Origin of the sequence: Brachybacterium squillarum M-6-3 (genome assembly GCF_000225825.1) — a bacterium.
GTDB classification, from domain to species: domain Bacteria; phylum Actinomycetota; class Actinomycetes; order Actinomycetales; family Dermabacteraceae; genus Brachybacterium; species Brachybacterium squillarum.
Window position 1 is genome coordinate 298903 of the sequence record NZ_AGBX01000001.1, and the last position, 16439, is coordinate 315341.

Genomic DNA, 16439 nt, shown 5'->3' on the forward strand with positions numbered 1-16439 from the left:
AGCGTCGGCCGGGTGTCCGATGCCCCCGCCGTCCTGGCCGCGCTGATCTCCTCGCTCGCCGTGCTCACCCTGCCGGGCCTGCCCCTCGCCCTGGCGCTGCGACTGCGGGGTCTCGTGCTGGCGGCGGGCCTGCCGCTGCTCTCGCTGGTGATGATCGCGCTCGCGGCGGAGCTGGGCCACCTGCTGGGCATCCCCTGGTCCCTCGCCTCCCCGCTGGTGCCGGGCCTGCTGCTCGCCGTGCCCGCGCTGCTGCGCCGCGGTACCGCGGAGGCCCTGGAGGACCCGCAGCACTCGCAGACGTCCTCCGCCGCCGCACGGTGGTGGGGCCCGGCCGCGCTCGGCGGCCTGGCCCTGGGCGGGGGCGCCCTGCTGTGGCGGCAGCTGCGACTGATGGGCTCGGTGGACGCGGTCAGCCAGACCTACGACGCGGTCTTCCATCTCTCCGCGGTGCGGCACGTGCTGCGCGCGCAGGACGCCTCGGCCTTCGTGGTCGGCGGCATGACGAGCCTTCCCGGGGAGGGGTCCTTCTACCCGGCGCTGTGGCACCAGACGGTGAGCCTGGCCGTGCAGCTCTCCGGGCAGGAGATCGTGCTGGTCACGAACGTGGTGATGCTGCTGGTGGGGTGCGTGCTGTGGCCGCTGGGCCTGATGGCGCTGCTGCGCATCGCGACGGCCGCGGGACCTCTCGGGGTGTTCCTGGTCGGGGCGCTGGCGGGGATCGCCCCGGCCTTCCCGCTCGCGCTGATGAGCTTCGGGCTGCTGCTGCCGCTGCTGCTCTCCCTGACCCTGCTGCCGCTGGTGGTGGCTTCCGCCGCGCAGGTGCTCGGGCTGGTCCCCGCGCAGCGCCGCTGGCCGGTCCCGGTGCGGGCGGTGCTGGCGGCCGCGAGCTGCCTCACCGTCGCGGCCGCCCATCCGCAGGGCGTGTTCGCGGCGTGGCTGCTGGTCACACCGATGCTGCTGGTGGCCCTCGCACGGCGGCTGCTCGGCGCGGACCGGGGCGCCCCCGCGGACGGACGCTCCCGGCTGCTGACGGTCGCGGCCCTGCCGGGGGTGCTCGCGGTCGTCGCGGGCGGCGCGCTGGCGTGGACCCGGCTGCGCCCGCCGCAGAGCTCGGCGGTCTGGGAGCCGAACGCGAGCTGGGGGCAGGCGATCGCGCAGACCGGCTCCCTGGCGGCGAACGCGACCGGCACCGTCCTGCTGCTCGGCGTGCTGATGGCCGCCGCGATCGCGGTGGTGCTGCGGCGATCCCGCAGCCGCTGGCTGGTGGCGGCCTGGGCGGCCGGCGCCGCCCTGGGGGTGGCCGGTCGGGCGGCACCCGTCGGCGACCTGCGCTACCTGCTCACCGGCCCCTTCTACAGCGATCCGTTCCGCACCTCCGCCGTCGCGGTGCTGCTCGCGGTGCCCGTGCTGGCCCTCGGCATCGACCAGGCGGTGCGCGCCCTGGCGGCGCACCGCGCAGGGCGAGGTCGCCCGGCCCTCCGGGCGGTGCTGCCGCCGCTCCTCGCCCTGGGACTGGCCCTTGCCGTGTCCGCGCCGGCCCTGCTCGCGCCGAGCACGACCGCCTTCCGGGCCCAGATGCTCGCCCAGTGGCGGTCGGAGTCCCTGCTGAGCTCCGACGAGGAGGCGCTGCTGGAACGACTGCCCGAGCTGGTGCCGGAGGACTCCCTGATCGCCACCAACCCCTGGAACGGCTCCTCCCTGGCCTCGGCGATCGGGGACCGGGAGGTGCTGACCGTGTTCATGGGCTTCCAGGCCGAGCCGCCCGTGCACCTGCTGAACGCGGAGCTCGACCAGGCGCAGGACGACCCGGAGGTCTGCGCGGCCGCCGAGGAGCTCGGCGTCGAGTACGCCCTGGACTTCGGCCCCGAGGAGCTGCACGGCCGGACCGCCACCTACACCGGGCTGGACGAGATCTCCACCTCGGGCGCCGCGGAGGTGGTGGCCTCCGAGGGCGAGGCGCGGCTGCTGCGGCTCCTGCCCTGCCGCCTCCCCGATGGTTCAATGAGCGGGTGACCTCCACTCCCGCCGCTCCCGTTCCCACCCGTGAGGCCCGCGAGGCCGCCCTCGACCTGGGCGCCTTCGTCACCGCTTCCCCCTCCAGCTTCCATGCGGCCGCCGAGGCCGCGCGGCGGCTGTGCCAGGCCGGCTTCACGGAGCTGCGTGAGGAGGATCCCTGGGATGAGATCGACGTGCGCGGGGACCGCTACGTGATCCGCGACGGCTCGATCATCGCCTGGTCCACCCCCTCCGGGGCCGACACCTCCACCCCCTGGCGAATCGTCGGCTCCCACACCGACTCCCCCGCGCTCAAACTCAAGCCGGAGCCGGGCTTCACCGCGGAGGGCTTCGCGCAGGTGGGGGTCGAGATCTACGGCGGTCCGCTGCTGAACTCCTGGCTGGACCGGGAGCTGCGCCTGGCCGGGCGGCTCGCCCTGGCCGACGGCACCACCGTGCTGGTGGACACCCCGCCCGTGCTGCGGGTCCCCCAGCTCGCCGTGCACCTGGACCGGCAGGTCAACGCCGAGGGGCTGAAGCTCGACCCGCAGCGGCACCTGCAGCCCGTGCTGGGCCTCACCGCCCTGGGTGAGGCGGACGTGCTGGGGCTGCTGGCCGAGCGCGCCGGCGTGGCCGCGGCCGACGTGGTCGGCTTCGACGTGGTGACCGTGGACGCCCAGGCCCCCGCCCTGCTCGGCGCCCACGAGGAGTTCCTCACCTCCGCCCGCCTGGACAACCTCGGCTCGGTGCACGCCGAGGTGGAGGCCCTGATCCGGGTGCAGGCCGACGGGCCGGCCTCCGGCGCCCCGATCGCCCTGCTGGTCGCCAACGACCACGAGGAGGTCGGCTCGGCCAGCCGCTCCGGCGCGGGCGGTCCCTTCCTGGAGGACGTGCTGGTGCGGATGCACGCGGCCCTCGGCGGGGACGAGGCCTCGAGGCGGCGGGCACTGGCCTCCTCGGTGGTGCTCTCGGCCGACGCCGGGCACGCCGCCCACCCCAACTATCCCGAGCGGCACGACCCCGTGACCCGGCCCCGCCTGGGCGGCGGGCCGATGTTGAAGATCAACGCCCAGCAGCGCTACGCGACCGACGCGGCGGGCATCGCCGTCTTCGCGTCGGCCTGCACGCGGGCCGGGGTGCCGTACCAGCGCTTCGTCTCGAACAACGCGATGCCCTGCGGCTCCACCATCGGCCCGATCACGGCCACCCGGCTGGGGATGACCACCATCGACGTGGGCATCACCCTGCTGTCGATGCACTCCGCCCGAGAGATGTGCGCGGTGGCGGACCCGCTGTGGCTGCGCGAGGCCTGCGCGGCCTTCCTGCGCGGCTGAGCCTCCCGGGCCGCGGGCGCGTCGACTCAGCTCTGGATGTCCCCGGACGCCCCGAGCGTCTCTCGGGCGATGCGTTCCACCTGGTCCACGACGCCGCGCGCGGCGTCCACGTCGGCGTGCTCGGGGCCGCGCTCGCGCTGGGCGTCCTTGAGCAGCTCGTCGGCCTGGAAGAAGGCGTCCTCGAGCTGCCCGGCGCGGGCGGTGGCCACGGCCAGCTCGCCGCGCAGGGCGATCGCCTCGGAGCCGGTGGGCTCGCCCTGCTCGAGCAGCGCGATCAGGCGCCGGGAGAGCTCGTGGACCTGCTGGGCGGGGGTGGTCATGCGGTCGCTCCCGGGAGTCGGTGGGGGGCTGGGGGACGGACCCCGCGAGTCTAGGGGGCTCGGGGTCCGGATCGCTCGCGCGCCGTAGGCTGGGCGGATGGAGATCAACCCCTACGACGCCCGGCTGCGGATGCTGCAGCAGCTCGACGGCGTCCAGCAGCAACGGGAGGCCGCGCCCGACGCGGAGACCGCCGGCTGCCCGGGGTGCCCCTACTACTGGACCTGCCCGGTGCCGCACCGCGGCGAGCGGGTCGACGCCCCCGCCGAGGTGGAGCGGGAGGACGTGCGGGAGGCCCTGGGTCCGGGCCGCACCTTCCGCCCCCGGGACGAGTCCGACGTGGGCTGGACCGACGTCTGGGTCGAGGACGACGAGGCGGAGGAGCGTCGTGATCCCGGCGAGCCCGCGGCCGGGGCGGAGCCGGCCCGCCGGGACGAGGCCGTGCGGGGGCGCCGCTCAGCGCGACGTCGGGGACTGCTGCGCCGCCGGACCTGAGACCGCGGCCCGCGCCAGCTCGGCAGCGGCGCTGGGCGGCACCGTGTGGTCCACCCGCATCCAGCCGGCCGGACGCGGCTCGGAGGGCTCGGCGACGGCGTCGTGCCGGTCCCCCTCGGGGGCGTCGGCCGAGATGTCGATCCCGAAGATGGTGTGGAAGGCCTCCACGTAGGTGTCCGCGAAACCGGTCTCGGCCAGGTGCTTGGCGCGCTCGGCCGGGTTGTGCATGACCTTGGCGAGGATCCGGTGGATGCTGCGCTCGAGCTGCTCGGCGGTCTCCCCGGAGACCTCGCGGCGCAACCGGTCCACCTCGGCGTCGGCGGAGTCGGCCACCTCCCGGCGCAGGGCGGCCATCGCCGGGTCGACCCGGCGCACCTCCTGCTGCAGGCGGAAGGCCTCGACGGTCTCCTCGACGATCTCGCGGGCCAGCACGAGGGCGGGGTCGCCGTCGCGGGTGCTCACGTGCAGGTCCGCCAGCCCCAGCACGGTGATGCCCTTGAGGTGGCGCACCAGCGGGTGCAGGTCCGAGTGCAGCGCCAGGTCCAGCACCACGGTGCGGCCGGCGCCCAGGAAGCGCTCGGGGAACAGGCTGGTGCCGCGGCCGGAGGCGGCCAGCACCAGCTCCGCCCCGGCGAGCGCCGCCTCGAGCTCCTCGGGGCCGACGGTCTCCAGTCCGTGGCGCTCCACGAAGCCGGGGGTGCGCCCGGAGGGCGAGTAGACGCGGATCGGCCCGGCGCCGCGGCGCAGCAGGTCGGCCGCGCCGAGTCGGGCGTAGGCGCCGGTGCCGACGATGAGCACGCTGCGGTCCTCGAGGCCGCCCAGCTCGGCGGCGGCGCGGTCCAGGGCGATCGCGGCCCCGGAGCGTCCGGCGGCGCCGACGGGAGCCTGGGTGGCCACGCGCTTGGCGCAGCGGAAGGCGTGCTGGAACAGGTCGTGCAGCAGGGAGGTGGTGGTGCCGGCGCGGCGCGCGGTCTCGTAGGCGGCGCGCACCTGCCCGGCGATCTCGGCCTCGCCGAGCACCACGGAGCGCAGCCCGGAGGAGACCTCGTAGAGGTGGCGGGTGACGGGGGCGTCCATCGCCGCGTCGAAGCAGAGGGAGACCAGGTCGCGGTCCAGCCCGCTGGTGCGGGTGACCGCGTCGATCACGAGCTCGATGCCGTCGTGGAAGCGCTGGGTGTCGAGGTAGACCTCGAGCCGGTTGCAGGTGGAGACGACCACCCAGCCGTCCAGCACCGCCTGCTCCTCGGCGCGCTCGGCCTGCACCTCGCCGAGGGCGGAGAGCAGGGTGTCCGCGCCCCGGGTGAGGGCGTCGAGCACATCGAGATCGAGGTGCTCGTGGGAGGCGCGGAGGGCGACGAGCATGGAGTCAGTCTAGGCACGCCCCGGGGCCGAGGTCCCGCGCTCGTGTGACCCTGCCCCCGCCGTCCTCCGCGGGGCCGCACCCGTGTGCACAATGGAGGGGTCATGGCACAGAACAGCACGTCAGAGCCCGTTTATCGCGACGCCGCGTCAGAAACATCGACCCTGGCGACGAGCCCGCAGGTGGGCGGCCCCTCCGCCGCCGCGGACACCGGTACCGCCACCCCCGCGCGGACCCCGCTGCCGGCCGGTCACCCGGCCACCGCGGACCGCGCCGCGGGCGGGGTGAGCGATGCGCCACTGCTCGCCGAGCTGTGTGGCGAAGCTCCCGACGCGCCGCCCAGCGTGTGGTTCATGCGACAGGCCGGGCGGTCCCTGCCCGAGTACCGGGCGCTGCGCGAGGGCATCAGCATGCTCGACGCCTGCGTGCACCCCGAGATGGTCGCCGAGATCACCGCGCAGCCCGTGCGCCGCCACCGGGTCGACGCCGGCATCTTCTTCTCCGACATCGTCGTGCCGGCACGACTGGCCGGACTCGGGGTGGAGATCCGCCCCGGCGTCGGCCCCGTCTTCGAGCACCCCATCCGCACCGAGGCCGACGTCGACGCCCTGCCGGACCTCGACCTGGCCTACGAGGAGGCACTGGCCCCGATCCGGGAGGCCGTGGCCCTCACCGTCGCCGAGCTCGGCACCACCCCGCTGATCGGCTTCGCGGGCGCCCCCTTCACCGTGGCCAGCTACATGGTCGAGGGCGGCCCCTCCCGCGACCACCTGCGCACCCGCGCCCTGATGCGCTCCCGCCCCGAGGTGTGGGACCGCCTGGCCGCCTGGGTCGCCGAGCTCTCCGGCCGCTTCCTGCGCGCCCAGGTCCTCGCCGGGGCCTCCGCCGTGCAGCTCTTCGACTCCTGGGTCGGCTCGCTCTCCGCCGAGCAGTACCGCGCCCACGTCCTCCCCCACTCCGCGGCGGTGCTCGCCCAGGTCGCCGACCTCCCGGTGCCGCGCATCCACTTCGGCGTCGGCGCCGCGCACCTGCTCGCCCCGATGCATGAGGCCGGCGCGACCGTGATGGGCGTGGACCACCGCCTTCCGCTGGAGCAGGCCCTCGCCGAGCTGCCGAGCGGCACCCCCGTGCAGGGCAACATCGACCCGGCCGTGCTGTTCACCGACGAGGCCGCCCGCCTCGCCGAGGCCCGCTCCGTGCTGGCGGCGGGCGCCGGGGCCAGCGGCCACGTGCTGAACCTCGGCCACGGCGTGCCCCCGGAGACCGACGCGCAGGTCCTCACCGACCTGGTGGCCTTCCTGCACGAGCAGCCCCGACCCCACCGGTCCGCATGAGCGCACGCACCGTGGTGGTCGGCGGCGGGCTGGCCGGGCTGCTGGCCGCGCGCCGGCACCTGGCCGCCGGGGAGCAGGTGACCCTGCTCGAGGCCGCCCCCGTGCTCGGCGGCGCGATCGCCCGCACCGAGGTGGCCGGGGTCGAGATCAGCTCCGGCGCGGAGGCCTACTCCACCGGTGCCGGGGCCGTGGACGCCCTGGTCGCCTCCCTCGGCCTCAGCGCGCAGGTGGTCGAGCCCCGCGCGGGCCTGGCCAGCCGCATCGTCTCCGAGGCAGGGGTGCACCGCGCCCCCGCCGGCTCCCTGCTGGGCATCCCCGCCCGGCCGCTGGGCCGCGAGGCCCGCACGGTGCTCGGACTGCCCGGCGCCCTGCGTGCCGCCGCCGAGCCGCTGCTGCCCGCCCGCCTCGGCCACCGCCCCGGCGCGAGCGTCGAGCAGGTGGTCTCCCGTCGACTGGGCCGACGCACCGCCCGCCGCCTGGTCGCCCCCGTGGTCGGTGGCGTGCACTCGGCCGACCCGCGCACCCTCGAGTTCGCCACCGCCTCCCCGCAGCTGCACGCGGGGCTGGCGCGCCACGGCTCCCTGGTGCGCGCGGTGCGGGCCCTGCGCGGCGGCTCCTCCCGCACCGCCGGCACCCGCGTCCACTCCCTGAGCCCGACGATGGCGGCCCTGCCGGAGGCCCTGGAGGCGGAGCTGCGCGACGGCGGCGCGGACCTGCGCACCTCCGCGGAGGTCACCGGCATCACTGATGGCACGGCCGGCTCCGCCGCCGTCCCCGAGTGCGCCCGCTGGACGGTGCGCACCGGCGTCGAGGAGCTGCCCGCCGACCGCCTGGTGCTCGCCTGCGCCCCCGACCTCGCCGCCTCCCTCCTCGCCGAGGCCGACCCGGAGCTGGCCGCCGCGATCCCCGAGGCCCCCGCCGCGACCGTGCGCCTGGTGGCGCTGGTGGTGGACGCCCCCGCCCTGGACGCCTTCCCCGTCGGCACCGGCGCCCTGGTCGCCCCGGGCACCGCGGGCATCCGCGCCAAGGGCCTCACCCACGCCAGCGCCAAGTGGGCCCACGTCCAGCAGGCCGCCGGCGCCGCCCACCCGGAAGCCGCAGGCCCGCACGTGCTGCGCCTGTCCTACGGCCGCCCCGGCGAGGAGCTGCCCGCCCGCGAGGACATCGTCGCCCAGGCCCTCGCCGACGCCTCCGCGATCCTCGGCACGGAGCTGACCGCCACGGACCTGCTGGGCTCCGCCGTGCTCGACTGGGACCGCGCCATGCGCCAGGCGCGCCCCGGCCACCGCGGGGCCCTCGCCGCGCTCACCGCCCTGCTCGAGGACCGCCCCGCGCTGGAGCTGCGCGGCTCCTGGCGCGCCGGCACCGGCCTGGACGCCATCGTCCGCGCCGAGAACACCCTGATCTCTCCCCCCACCGACGCCTCCACGGAAGGACGCCCCGCATGAGCACCCCCTCGCAGAGGACCACAGAGCAGACCACAGCCGCGCAGAGCACCGACGCCCCGGACACCCCGGCCTCGGGGCAGGGCAGCGAGGTCACCCGCTACACCAGCTACACCGTCTTCCGCCGCCTCGCGGGCCTGGCCGACGAGGGCGACCTGACGGCCGCGCAGATCGAGCAGTCGCTCGCCGAGACCGTCACCCTCATCGAGGCCGCCGGCGCCGAGCTGCTGGGCTTCTACGACATGACCGGCTTCCGCGCCGAGGACGACCTCATGCTGTGGCTCGCCGCCGACGACCCCGCAGCCCTGCAGGCCGCGCTGCGCGAGCTCGAGTCCTCCCTCGCGGGGACCTGGCTGCACCGCGAATGGGCGTCCGTCGGCGTGCACCGCCAGGCCGAGTTCTCCCGCGCCCACATGCCCTCCTTCATGATGGAGGGCTTCGAGCGCAGGGAGTGGATCTGCGTGTACCCCTTCGTGCGCACCTACGAGTGGTACCTGCTGCCCGACGACGAGCGCCGCGAGATGCTCATCGAGCACGGCATGCTCGGCCGCGAGTACCCGCAGGTCAACGCCAACACGGTGGCAGCCTTCGCGCTGGGCGACTACGAGTGGCTGCTCTCCTTCGAGGCCGAGGACCTGCACGACCTGGTCGACATGATGCGCCACCTGCGCTACTCCAAGGCCCGCCTCCACGTGCGCGACGAGCTGCCCTTCCACACCGGCCGCCGCCTGGCCGAGCTCGCCGACGTGGCCGCCCTGCTGGCCTGACCCCCGCCCCTGCCGAGATCCGACCCGAGGACACCCCGTGACCGACACCCTCCCCTCCCAGTCCCTGGCGCAGCCCCGCGAGGTCGTCAAGGACGCCGCCACCCACACCCGCCGCGGCGAGCAGCGCGCCTTCGACGCGATCCTCTTCGCCTCCTTCGGAGGCCCCGACGGCCAGGACGACGTGATCCCCTTCCTGCGCAACGTCACCCGCGGCCGCGGCATCCCCGACGAGCGCCTCGAGGAGGTCGCCGGGCACTACCGCGCCCTCGGCGGCCGCAGCCCCATCACCGCCCAGAACCGGGACCTCATCGGCCGTCTCGAGCAGGAGCTCGCCGAGCGCGGCATCGACCTGCCCGTCTACTTCGGCAACCGCAACTGGGAGCCGTACAACGCCGAGGCCCTGCGCGCCATGCACGCCGACGGCCACCGCCACGCCCTCGGCCTGGTCACCAGCGCCTACTCCTCCTACTCCTCCTGCCGCCAGTACCGCGAGGACTTCGGCATGGTGCTGGAGGAGACGGGCCTGGGCGATGAGATGACGATCGACAAGGTCCGCGTCTACTTCAACCACCCCGGCTTCCTCGAGCCCGTGGTCGACGGCCTCGCCGCCGCGCTGCGCGAGCTCGTGGCCGAGGGCCACGACGCCGACCGGGTGCGGGTGCTGTTCTCCACCCACTCGGTGCCGCTGTCGATGGCCGAGGCCTCCGGCCCGGAGGAGACCCGGGTCCAGGGCTCCGGCGGCTGGTACGTGGAGCAGCACCTGGCGGCCTGCCGCTGGGTGATGGACCAGCTCCACGACGACGTCCCGGCCCTGCCCGCCTGGCAGCTCGTCTACCAGTCCCGCTCCGGCGCCCCGCACATCCCCTGGCTCGAGCCCGACGTCAACGACGTCATCGAGCAGCTCGCCGCCGACCAGGACGACGCCGACGGCGCCGACGCGGTCGTGGTGGTGCCGATCGGCTTCGTCACCGACCACGTCGAGGTGGTGTGGGACCTGGACACCGAGGCCAAGGAGACCGCCGCCGAGACCGGCCTGGCCTTCCGCCGGGTCGCGACCTCCGGCACCGACCCCCGGTTCGTGGCGGCGCTGGCCGACCTGATCCAGGAGCGGCTGGACCCCGCCTTCCCGCGCCGCGTGGTCACCGACTTCGGCGGCACCCCCGACGTGTGCGGCGCGAACTGCTGCGTGGGCCGTATGTGCCGCCCCACCACCAGCGCCATCGATTCCGCAGAGGACGTCGCCCGGGCCCGCGAGCAGCGCACCGCCGAGGAGGGGGCCGCCTCGTGACCGCCCGCGCCGCCGAGGCGGGCACCGGGGCGCTGCCCCCGCTGCGTGTCGGCACCCGCGCCTCCCGCCTCGCCCTGACCCAGTCGGGCACGGTCGGCGAGGCGCTGGTGGCCGGCAGCGGCCGCGACGTGGAGCTGGTGCACGTGCGCTCCCAGGGCGACATCGACCGCACCAGCCCCCTCGCTCAGATCGGCGGCACCGGCGTGTTCGTCACCGCGGTGCGGCAGGCCCTGCTGGACGGCGAGGTCGACGTCATCGTCCACTCCTGCAAGGACCTGCCGACCGCGCCCGCGCCCGGCATCGCGCTGGCCTGCGTGCCCGTGCGGGAGGACCCGCGCGACGCCCTCTGCGCCCGAGACGGCCTGACCCTTGCCGCGCTGCCGCAGGGCGCGAGGGTGGGGACCGGCTCCCCGCGCCGCGCCGCCCAGCTGCTGCGGGCCCGCCCCGACCTGCGGGTCGTCGACATCCGCGGCAACGTCGAGACCCGCCTGGCGCGGGCCCTCGGCGAGCAGGCGGACCTCGACGCCGTGGTGCTGGCCGCCTCCGGCCTGCGCCGGGTGGGCCGCGAGGCCGTGATCAGCGAGCTGCTCCCCGTGTCGACGATGCTGCCCGCGCCCGCGCAGGGCGCCCTGGCCATCGAGGTGCGGGAGGAGACCGCCCCCTGGCTGGCCGCTGCGCTGGCCGCCCTCGAGGACCCGGCCGCCCGCGCCGCCGTCGCGGCCGAGCGGGCCCTGCTGCGCACCCTGGAGGCGGGCTGCTCCGCCCCCGTCGCCGCCCACGCCGAGACCGCCGACGGGGCGCTGACGCTGCAGGCCCTGGCGATCTCCCCCGACGGGGCCACCGTGGTCGAGTCCTCCGCGAGCGCCCCGGCGGACAGCGACCCGGCCGCGCTCGGCGCAGGCCTGGCCCGTGAGCTGCTCGCGGGCGGCGCCGACCGGATCCTCGCGGAGGCGAACGGGCGATGAGCGCAGGCGGGCGCGGGGTGCACGGGGGCGGCCGCGTGCGGGTCCTGCTGCCCCGTCCGGCCGGACGCGCCGGCTCCCTGCCCCACCGTCTGCTCACCGCGGGCGTGATCGTCGAGCACCACCCGCTGGTGGAGATGGAGTGCGAGGCCGGGCCCGCCGTGCAGGAGGCCCTGCGCGGCCTCGCTGCCGGGGAGTTCACCGACCTGGTGGTGACCAGCCGCAGCGCCGTCACCGCGCTGCTGGCGGCGACCGGCCTCAGCCCCGCGCGCTCCGCCTCCGGGCGCCTGCACGTGCACCCGGACACCCGGGTGGTCGCGGTCGGCGCACGCACGGCCGCCGCGCTGCGAGACGCGGGGGTGGAGGTGGCGCAGGTCGCCGGCGGCTCCGGCGCCGCCCTGGTCGCCGGGATGCCCGCCCCCGAGGGGAGGCGCACCGTGCTGTTCCCCGCCTCCGCGGCCGCCGCCGCGACCGTGCCGGACGGGCTGGCCGCCGCCGGGTACGCGGTGCGACGGGTGGAGGCCTACCGGCCTCGCGCCGTGGACCTGCCGGGCCCCGTCGCCGCGGACCTCTCCCGCGGGGCCTACGCGGCGATCGTCCTGACCAGCCCCATGATCGCCCGCTGCGCGGCGGCGAGCGGCATGGCCGCCTCCACCGCCGTGGTCACCATCGGCGGCCCCACCACGGCGGCGGCGGAGGCCGCCGGGCTCGACGTGGCCGCCCGCGCCGCCGCCCCCGACGACGAGCACCTCGCCGCCGCCACCCTCCGGGCGCTGGGCCTCCCGCCGGGCCCGCCCGCCCCCGGCGAGCGAGGAGCACCCCTGCACGCCCCGTTCCGGCGACCATCCGGTCCCGATGACCGCGTGGCCCCAATGACCGCCCGGACCCGGCACTCCCCACCCCGACTCCCCGACCGTCTCTCCCGGAAGGACCCCACCGCATGACCCTCCCGCAGCCCACTCCCGGCCCGCTGCCCGTGGACCGTCCCCGTCGCCTGCGCCGCAGCGCCGCGATGCGCTCCCTGGTGCGCGAGCACACCCTGCGCCCCGCCGACCTGGTGCTGCCGATGTTCGTGCGCGAGGGTGCCACCGAGGCGCGACCCATCACCTCCATGCCCGGGGTGTCCCAGCACTCGATGGACTCCCTCGTCCGTGCCGCGGTCGAGGCGGTCGAGAACGGCGTCGGCGGGCTGATGCTCTTCGGCGTGCCCGAGCACAAGGACGCGGTCGGCTCCGGCGCCACCGACCCGGACGGCATCCTCAACCGCGCGCTGGCCCGGCTGCGCGGCGAGCTCGGCGATGCCACCGTGGTGATGGCCGACCTGTGCCTGGACGAGTTCACCGACCACGGCCACTGCGGCGTCCTGGACTCTGACGGCGTCGTCGACAACGACGCCACCCTGCTGCGCTACCGCGAGATGGCCCTGGCCCAGGCGGAGGCCGGGGCGCACCTGCTGGGCCCCTCGGGGATGATGGACGGCCAGATCGCCGCGATCCGCGACGCCCTGGACGGTGCCGGCCACCTGGACGTCGCCCTGTACGCCTACACCGCGAAGTACGCCTCGGCCTTCTTCGGGCCGTTCCGGGAGGCCGTGGACTCCTCGCTGACCGGGGACCGCCGCAGCTACCAGCAGGACCCGGCCAACGGCCGCGAGGCCCTGCGGGAGCTGGCGCTGGACGTGGACGAGGGCGCGGACCTGGTGATGGTCAAGCCCGGACTGCCCTACCTCGACGTGCTGCGCGACCTCGCCGCCGCCTCCCCGGTGCCGGTGGGCGCCTACCAGGTCTCCGGGGAGTACGCGATGATCGAGGCCGCCGCCGCGAACGGCTGGGTGGACCGGCAGCGCACCGTGCTGGAGTCCCTGCTGGCCTTCCGCCGCGCCGGCGCCTCGACCGTCCTGACCTACCACGCCAGCGAGGTGGCGGGCTGGTTCCGGGCGGGCCTGCCCGAGCAGCTCGCCGAGTTCCGCTGAGCCGCCGGGCGGGGCCGCCCCGCCCCGCCCCGTAACGTCCGCCCGTCCCGTCGCTCGTCGCCCGTCGCCCGTCGCCCGAGAAGGAGACCCCATGACCAGCCCGTCCTCCCCCACCCAGCTCTCCGAGGAGCTCTTCGCCCGCGCCCGCCGCGTCATCCCCTCCGGCGTGAACTCGCCCGTGCGCGCCTTCGGCTCCGTGGGCGGCACCCCGCCGTTCCTCACCTCCGGCTCCGGGGCGATCCTCACCGACGCCGACGGCCGCGAGTACGTGGACCTGGTGGGCTCCTGGGGGCCGATGATCCTGGGCCACGCGAACCCGGGTGTGGTCGAGGCCGTGCGCGAGGCCGCCGGGAAGGGCCTCTCCTTCGGCGCCCCGCAGGCCGGGGAGGTGTCCCTGGTGGAGGAGATCACCTCCCGCGTGGGCCCGATCGAGCAGCTGCGCCTGGTCAACTCCGGCACCGAGGCCACCATGAGCGCCCTGCGGGTGGCGCGCGCCGCCACCGGTCGCGACGTGGTCGTGAAGTTCGCCGGCTGCTACCACGGGCACGTGGACTCCCTGCTGGCCGAGGCCGGCAGCGGGGTGGCGACCTTTGCCCTGCCGGGCTCGGCCGGGGTCACCGAGGGCGTCGCCCGGGACACGGTCGTCCTGCCCTACGGGGACGCCGAGGCCGTGCGCGCCCTCTTCGCCGAGCGCGGGGACGAGATCGCCGCGATCATCACCGAGGCCGCCCCCGCGAACATGGGCGTGGTGACCCCGCCGGAGGTCCCCGGCGCGGACGGCGCCCCGATCGCCTTCAACCGCTTCCTGGCAGAGACCGCCCACGCCGCGGGCGCGCTGCTGATCACCGACGAGGTGCTCACCGGCTTCCGCGCCTCCCGCGAGGGCTACTACGGCATCGACGGCGAGGGCTGGGCGCCGGACCTGATGACCTTCGGCAAGGTCATCGGCGGCGGCCTGCCCGTGGGGGCTTTCGGCGGCCGCGCGGACCTGATGGCGCAGCTCGCCCCGGCCGGCCCCGTCTACCAGGCGGGCACCCTGTCCGGGAACCCCCTGGCCACCGCGGCGGGCCTGGCGACCTTCGCCGGGCTGGACGCGCAGGCCTATGCGACCGTGGGCGCCGCGAGCGAGCACCTGCAGGGCATGGTGGGCGCGGCGCTCACCGAGGCCGGGGTCCCCCACGTCATCCAGACCGCCGGCACCCTGTTCTCCGTGTTCTTCCGCGAGGCGCCGGTGCGGGGCTACGAGGAGGCGAAGGCGCAGGACACCGAGGCCTTCCGCCGCTTCTTCCACTCGCTGCTGGCGGACGGCATCTACCTGCCGCCCTCGGCCTTCGAGGCCTGGTTCCTCTCCACGGCGCACACGGACGCCGTGCTGGACCGCATCGGCGAGGCCCTCCCCGCCGCCGCCCGCGCCGCCGCCCACGCCTGACCCGCCCGCCGGACACCGCGCCGGCCCGTCCCGCCGGGCGCCGCCCGGCCTATCTGGCCCGCTCGGCACGCTTTTCATCACCTGACTTCCACGCAGGGAAGTCAGGTGATGAAAAGCGTGCCGATCGGGCCGTGAGTCACCGCCTGCCGACCGTGCACGACCGTCGCGCCCGCGCGAGGGGCGGGCCGGGCGCGCAGGGCCGGACCGGGTACGGGGCCCGGCCGCTCGTCCCTCGACTCAGGCGCGGGCGAAGGCCTCGAGGTGGCGGGCCAGGTGGGGCTCCAGCACATCGCCGTAGGCCTCGTGATGCTCGCGGATCACGGCGCGGAAGCGCTCGACCAGCGGGGTGCCGTCGGCCAGGGTGGAGGTGAGGGAGTCGCCGTAGCCCACGTGGAGGATCTGGCGGCCGTCCTCCTGGTGGATGAGGGCCTGCAGGTCCACGCCGTCGAGGGACTCGGGGGTCTCCTCCACCTGGGCGGACACCTGGTAGGAGGCGGCGGCGCGGCCGTAGGCCTCGCGGGAGATCCGCCAGATCTCGGCGAACAGCTCCGGGTCGTGAGCCGCGATCACCTCGAGGGCGCCCAGGTAGCTGGTGCCGGAGGTCTTCAGGTGCACCAGGCCATCGGTGGCCTCCACGGCCAGGGGGTAGATGGAGAACTTGTCCGAGCCGGAGTGCAGGGAGATCTTGTAGCCGCCGAACAGTTCCCCGATGGCGTGGTGGGCGGCGAGGTTGCTGCGCAGCTCCTCCACGTCGCCGCGGAACTCGAGGCCCTTCTCGAAGCCGTCGACGTAGCGCGGAGCGAAGCTGAAACACCGCACGCCCAGCCTCGTCAGCTCGGTGGCCAGGTAGTAGTGCTCGAAGAAGGAGGTCTGCCAGGCGGTCTCGTCCACGGCGATCTCGGTCTCCACCGGATGCTGCGCGTGCTCGGTCAGGTGCCGCGACAGGCGCGCGGCCTCCGCGACCGCGCCGCCGTACTTCACGGCCGCGGTGATGACGTCCTCGCGGCTCGGCACGATCTCGGCGCCGGCCACGTCCAGGCGCAGCCCCTCGTAGCGGGCGAGAGTGTACTCCAAGGTGTCCTCGAGCGCGTCCCAGGGCAGCGCGGCGGCCTGCTCCTCGGTGGCGCCGGCGGTCACGTCCTGCACGTAGTCGCCCGGGTCGAGCGTGAACATGACGAAGCCGGCCTCGAGGCCGCGGTCGATGCCCTCGGTGGACTTGATGTGGTCGCAGTCGGCACCGAAGCCGCGGTCCCAGCCGGCCTCGACCAGGCCGAACACGGCCTCGTCCATCACCCCGCGGGCGCTGCGGCCCAGGCGGTCCATCTCGCGGATGGACTGCTGAGCCAGCACGGGGAACACGTCCCCGCCGACGGCGGCGAGCGCTCGGGCCTGCCCGGCGGTGGCCAGGCCGATGCGGTCGCCGGTGCCCACCGAGGTGCGGTGCTCGGAGACGAAGCCGGGGCGCAGCGCGGGGATCGCGGCCTGCAGGGCGCGGGCGTTCGCGGTGGAGGCGGGGCCCTCCAGCACGAAGCCCTCCCCCACCTCGCGGACATCGCCCTCGAAGGGTGCCAGCGCCTCGCGGTCCGAGGAGGTGAGCACCAGCATGGTGCCCTCGCGGTCGCGGCGGACGTCGGCGGTGAGCTGCTCGTGGCTGAGGGTCATGGGGTCCTCCTGGGTCGGGGCGGGCGGCACGTCCTCGGGCACCACCTCCTGCAAACGTTTCCAGGGTAGGGCGTCGAG

Annotated in this window: 14 protein-coding genes; 11 read left to right on the forward strand and 3 right to left on the reverse strand. The window is 75.8% G+C overall.

Features of this window, described 5'->3' with window-relative positions:
• Positions 1 to 12 precede the first annotated feature (12 nt).
• Positions 13 to 2013 carry a DUF6541 family protein gene (locus OM98_RS01440; protein ID WP_010532780.1) on the forward strand — a complete coding sequence of 667 codons (2001 nt, stop codon included), beginning with the start codon at positions 13 to 15 and terminating at the stop codon, positions 2011 to 2013.
• Positions 2010 to 3329, forward strand: a complete 1320-nt coding sequence (locus tag OM98_RS01445) for a M18 family aminopeptidase (RefSeq protein WP_010532781.1) — start codon at positions 2010 to 2012, stop codon at positions 3327 to 3329. Before OM98_RS01440 ends, OM98_RS01445 begins: the two co-directional genes overlap by 4 nt.
• Positions 3330 to 3355: 26 nt before the next feature.
• On the opposite strand, the gene OM98_RS01450 is transcribed toward OM98_RS01445, so the two are convergent.
• Complete coding sequence (locus tag OM98_RS01450) at positions 3356 to 3649, reverse strand: hypothetical protein (protein WP_010532782.1); 294 nt, start codon at positions 3647 to 3649, stop codon at positions 3356 to 3358.
• A gap of 97 nt (positions 3650 to 3746) precedes the next feature.
• On the opposite strand from OM98_RS01450, the gene OM98_RS01455 reads away from it, so the two are divergent.
• A complete protein-coding gene (locus tag OM98_RS01455; protein WP_010532783.1) occupies positions 3747 to 4142 on the forward strand; it encodes a hypothetical protein in 396 nt (131 codons plus the stop codon).
• Here the strand turns inward: OM98_RS01455 and OM98_RS01460 are convergent.
• Complete coding sequence (locus OM98_RS01460; protein WP_010532784.1) at positions 4104 to 5504, reverse strand: glutamyl-tRNA reductase; 1401 nt, start codon at positions 5502 to 5504, stop codon at positions 4104 to 4106. The two genes, OM98_RS01455 and OM98_RS01460, sit on opposite strands and share 39 nt — an antisense overlap.
• A 102-nt stretch (positions 5505 to 5606) precedes the next feature.
• Between OM98_RS01460 and hemE the strand changes: the two genes are divergently transcribed.
• The 8 genes from hemE (at position 5607) to hemL (ending at position 14699) form a co-directional block, all read left to right on the forward strand.
• The gene (gene hemE / locus OM98_RS01465; protein ID WP_083837664.1) at positions 5607 to 6836 is read left to right on the forward strand and encodes a uroporphyrinogen decarboxylase; all 1230 of its coding nucleotides are present in this window, start codon (positions 5607 to 5609) and stop codon (positions 6834 to 6836) included.
• The gene (locus tag OM98_RS01470; protein WP_010532786.1) at positions 6833 to 8284 is read left to right on the forward strand and encodes a protoporphyrinogen/coproporphyrinogen oxidase; all 1452 of its coding nucleotides are present in this window, start codon (positions 6833 to 6835) and stop codon (positions 8282 to 8284) included. The genes hemE and OM98_RS01470 overlap by 4 nt, the downstream gene beginning before the upstream one ends.
• Positions 8281 to 9048: a hydrogen peroxide-dependent heme synthase gene (gene hemQ / locus OM98_RS01475; protein ID WP_010532787.1), complete on the forward strand. Its 768-nt coding sequence runs from the start codon at positions 8281 to 8283 to the stop codon at positions 9046 to 9048. The genes OM98_RS01470 and hemQ overlap by 4 nt, the downstream gene beginning before the upstream one ends.
• Positions 9049 to 9085: 37 nt before the next feature.
• Entirely contained in the window at positions 9086 to 10336 is a 1251-nt protein-coding gene (locus OM98_RS01480; RefSeq protein ID WP_010532788.1) for a ferrochelatase, read from the forward strand.
• Positions 10333 to 11301, forward strand: a complete 969-nt coding sequence (gene hemC / locus OM98_RS01485) for a hydroxymethylbilane synthase (protein ID WP_010532789.1) — start codon at positions 10333 to 10335, stop codon at positions 11299 to 11301. The genes OM98_RS01480 and hemC overlap by 4 nt, the downstream gene beginning before the upstream one ends.
• Positions 11298 to 12242, forward strand: a complete 945-nt coding sequence (locus OM98_RS01490; protein WP_050812606.1) for a uroporphyrinogen-III synthase — start codon at positions 11298 to 11300, stop codon at positions 12240 to 12242. The genes hemC and OM98_RS01490 overlap by 4 nt, the downstream gene beginning before the upstream one ends.
• Positions 12239 to 13270, forward strand: coding sequence for a porphobilinogen synthase (hemB, locus tag OM98_RS01495; RefSeq protein WP_010532791.1), 1032 nt, complete (start codon positions 12239 to 12241; stop codon positions 13268 to 13270). Before OM98_RS01490 ends, hemB begins: the two co-directional genes overlap by 4 nt.
• A gap of 91 nt (positions 13271 to 13361) precedes the next feature.
• The gene (gene hemL, locus OM98_RS01500) at positions 13362 to 14699 is read left to right on the forward strand and encodes a glutamate-1-semialdehyde 2,1-aminomutase (RefSeq protein ID WP_010532792.1); all 1338 of its coding nucleotides are present in this window, start codon (positions 13362 to 13364) and stop codon (positions 14697 to 14699) included.
• Positions 14700 to 14936: 237 nt separating this feature from the next.
• Here the strand turns inward: hemL and OM98_RS01505 are convergent, their stop codons facing one another.
• The gene (locus OM98_RS01505; RefSeq protein WP_033194869.1) at positions 14937 to 16361 is read right to left on the reverse strand and encodes a tagaturonate epimerase family protein; all 1425 of its coding nucleotides are present in this window, start codon (positions 16359 to 16361) and stop codon (positions 14937 to 14939) included.
• Between the last annotated feature and the right edge of the window lie 78 nt (positions 16362 to 16439).

Excerpts from the sequence above, each read along its gene's own strand:
- hemQ (WP_010532787.1), top strand. The coding sequence starts at position 8,281 with ATGAGCACCCCCTCGCAGAGGACCACAGAGCAGACCACAGCCGCGCAG.
- hemB (WP_010532791.1), top strand. The coding sequence starts at position 12,239 with ATGACCCTCCCGCAGCCCACTCCCGGCCCGCTGCCCGTGGACCGTCCC.
- OM98_RS01450 (WP_010532782.1), bottom strand. The coding sequence starts at position 3,649 with ATGACCACCCCCGCCCAGCAGGTCCACGAGCTCTCCCGGCGCCTGATC.
- OM98_RS01460 (WP_010532784.1), bottom strand. The coding sequence starts at position 5,504 with ATGCTCGTCGCCCTCCGCGCCTCCCACGAGCACCTCGATCTCGATGTG.
- hemL (WP_010532792.1), top strand. The coding sequence starts at position 13,362 with ATGACCAGCCCGTCCTCCCCCACCCAGCTCTCCGAGGAGCTCTTCGCC.
- hemE (WP_083837664.1), top strand. The coding sequence starts at position 5,607 with ATGGCACAGAACAGCACGTCAGAGCCCGTTTATCGCGACGCCGCGTCA.
- OM98_RS01505 (WP_033194869.1), bottom strand. The coding sequence starts at position 16,361 with ATGACCCTCAGCCACGAGCAGCTCACCGCCGACGTCCGCCGCGACCGC.
- OM98_RS01470 (WP_010532786.1), top strand. The coding sequence starts at position 6,833 with ATGAGCGCACGCACCGTGGTGGTCGGCGGCGGGCTGGCCGGGCTGCTG.
- OM98_RS01490 (WP_050812606.1), top strand. The coding sequence starts at position 11,298 with ATGAGCGCAGGCGGGCGCGGGGTGCACGGGGGCGGCCGCGTGCGGGTC.
- OM98_RS01455 (WP_010532783.1), top strand. The coding sequence starts at position 3,747 with ATGGAGATCAACCCCTACGACGCCCGGCTGCGGATGCTGCAGCAGCTC.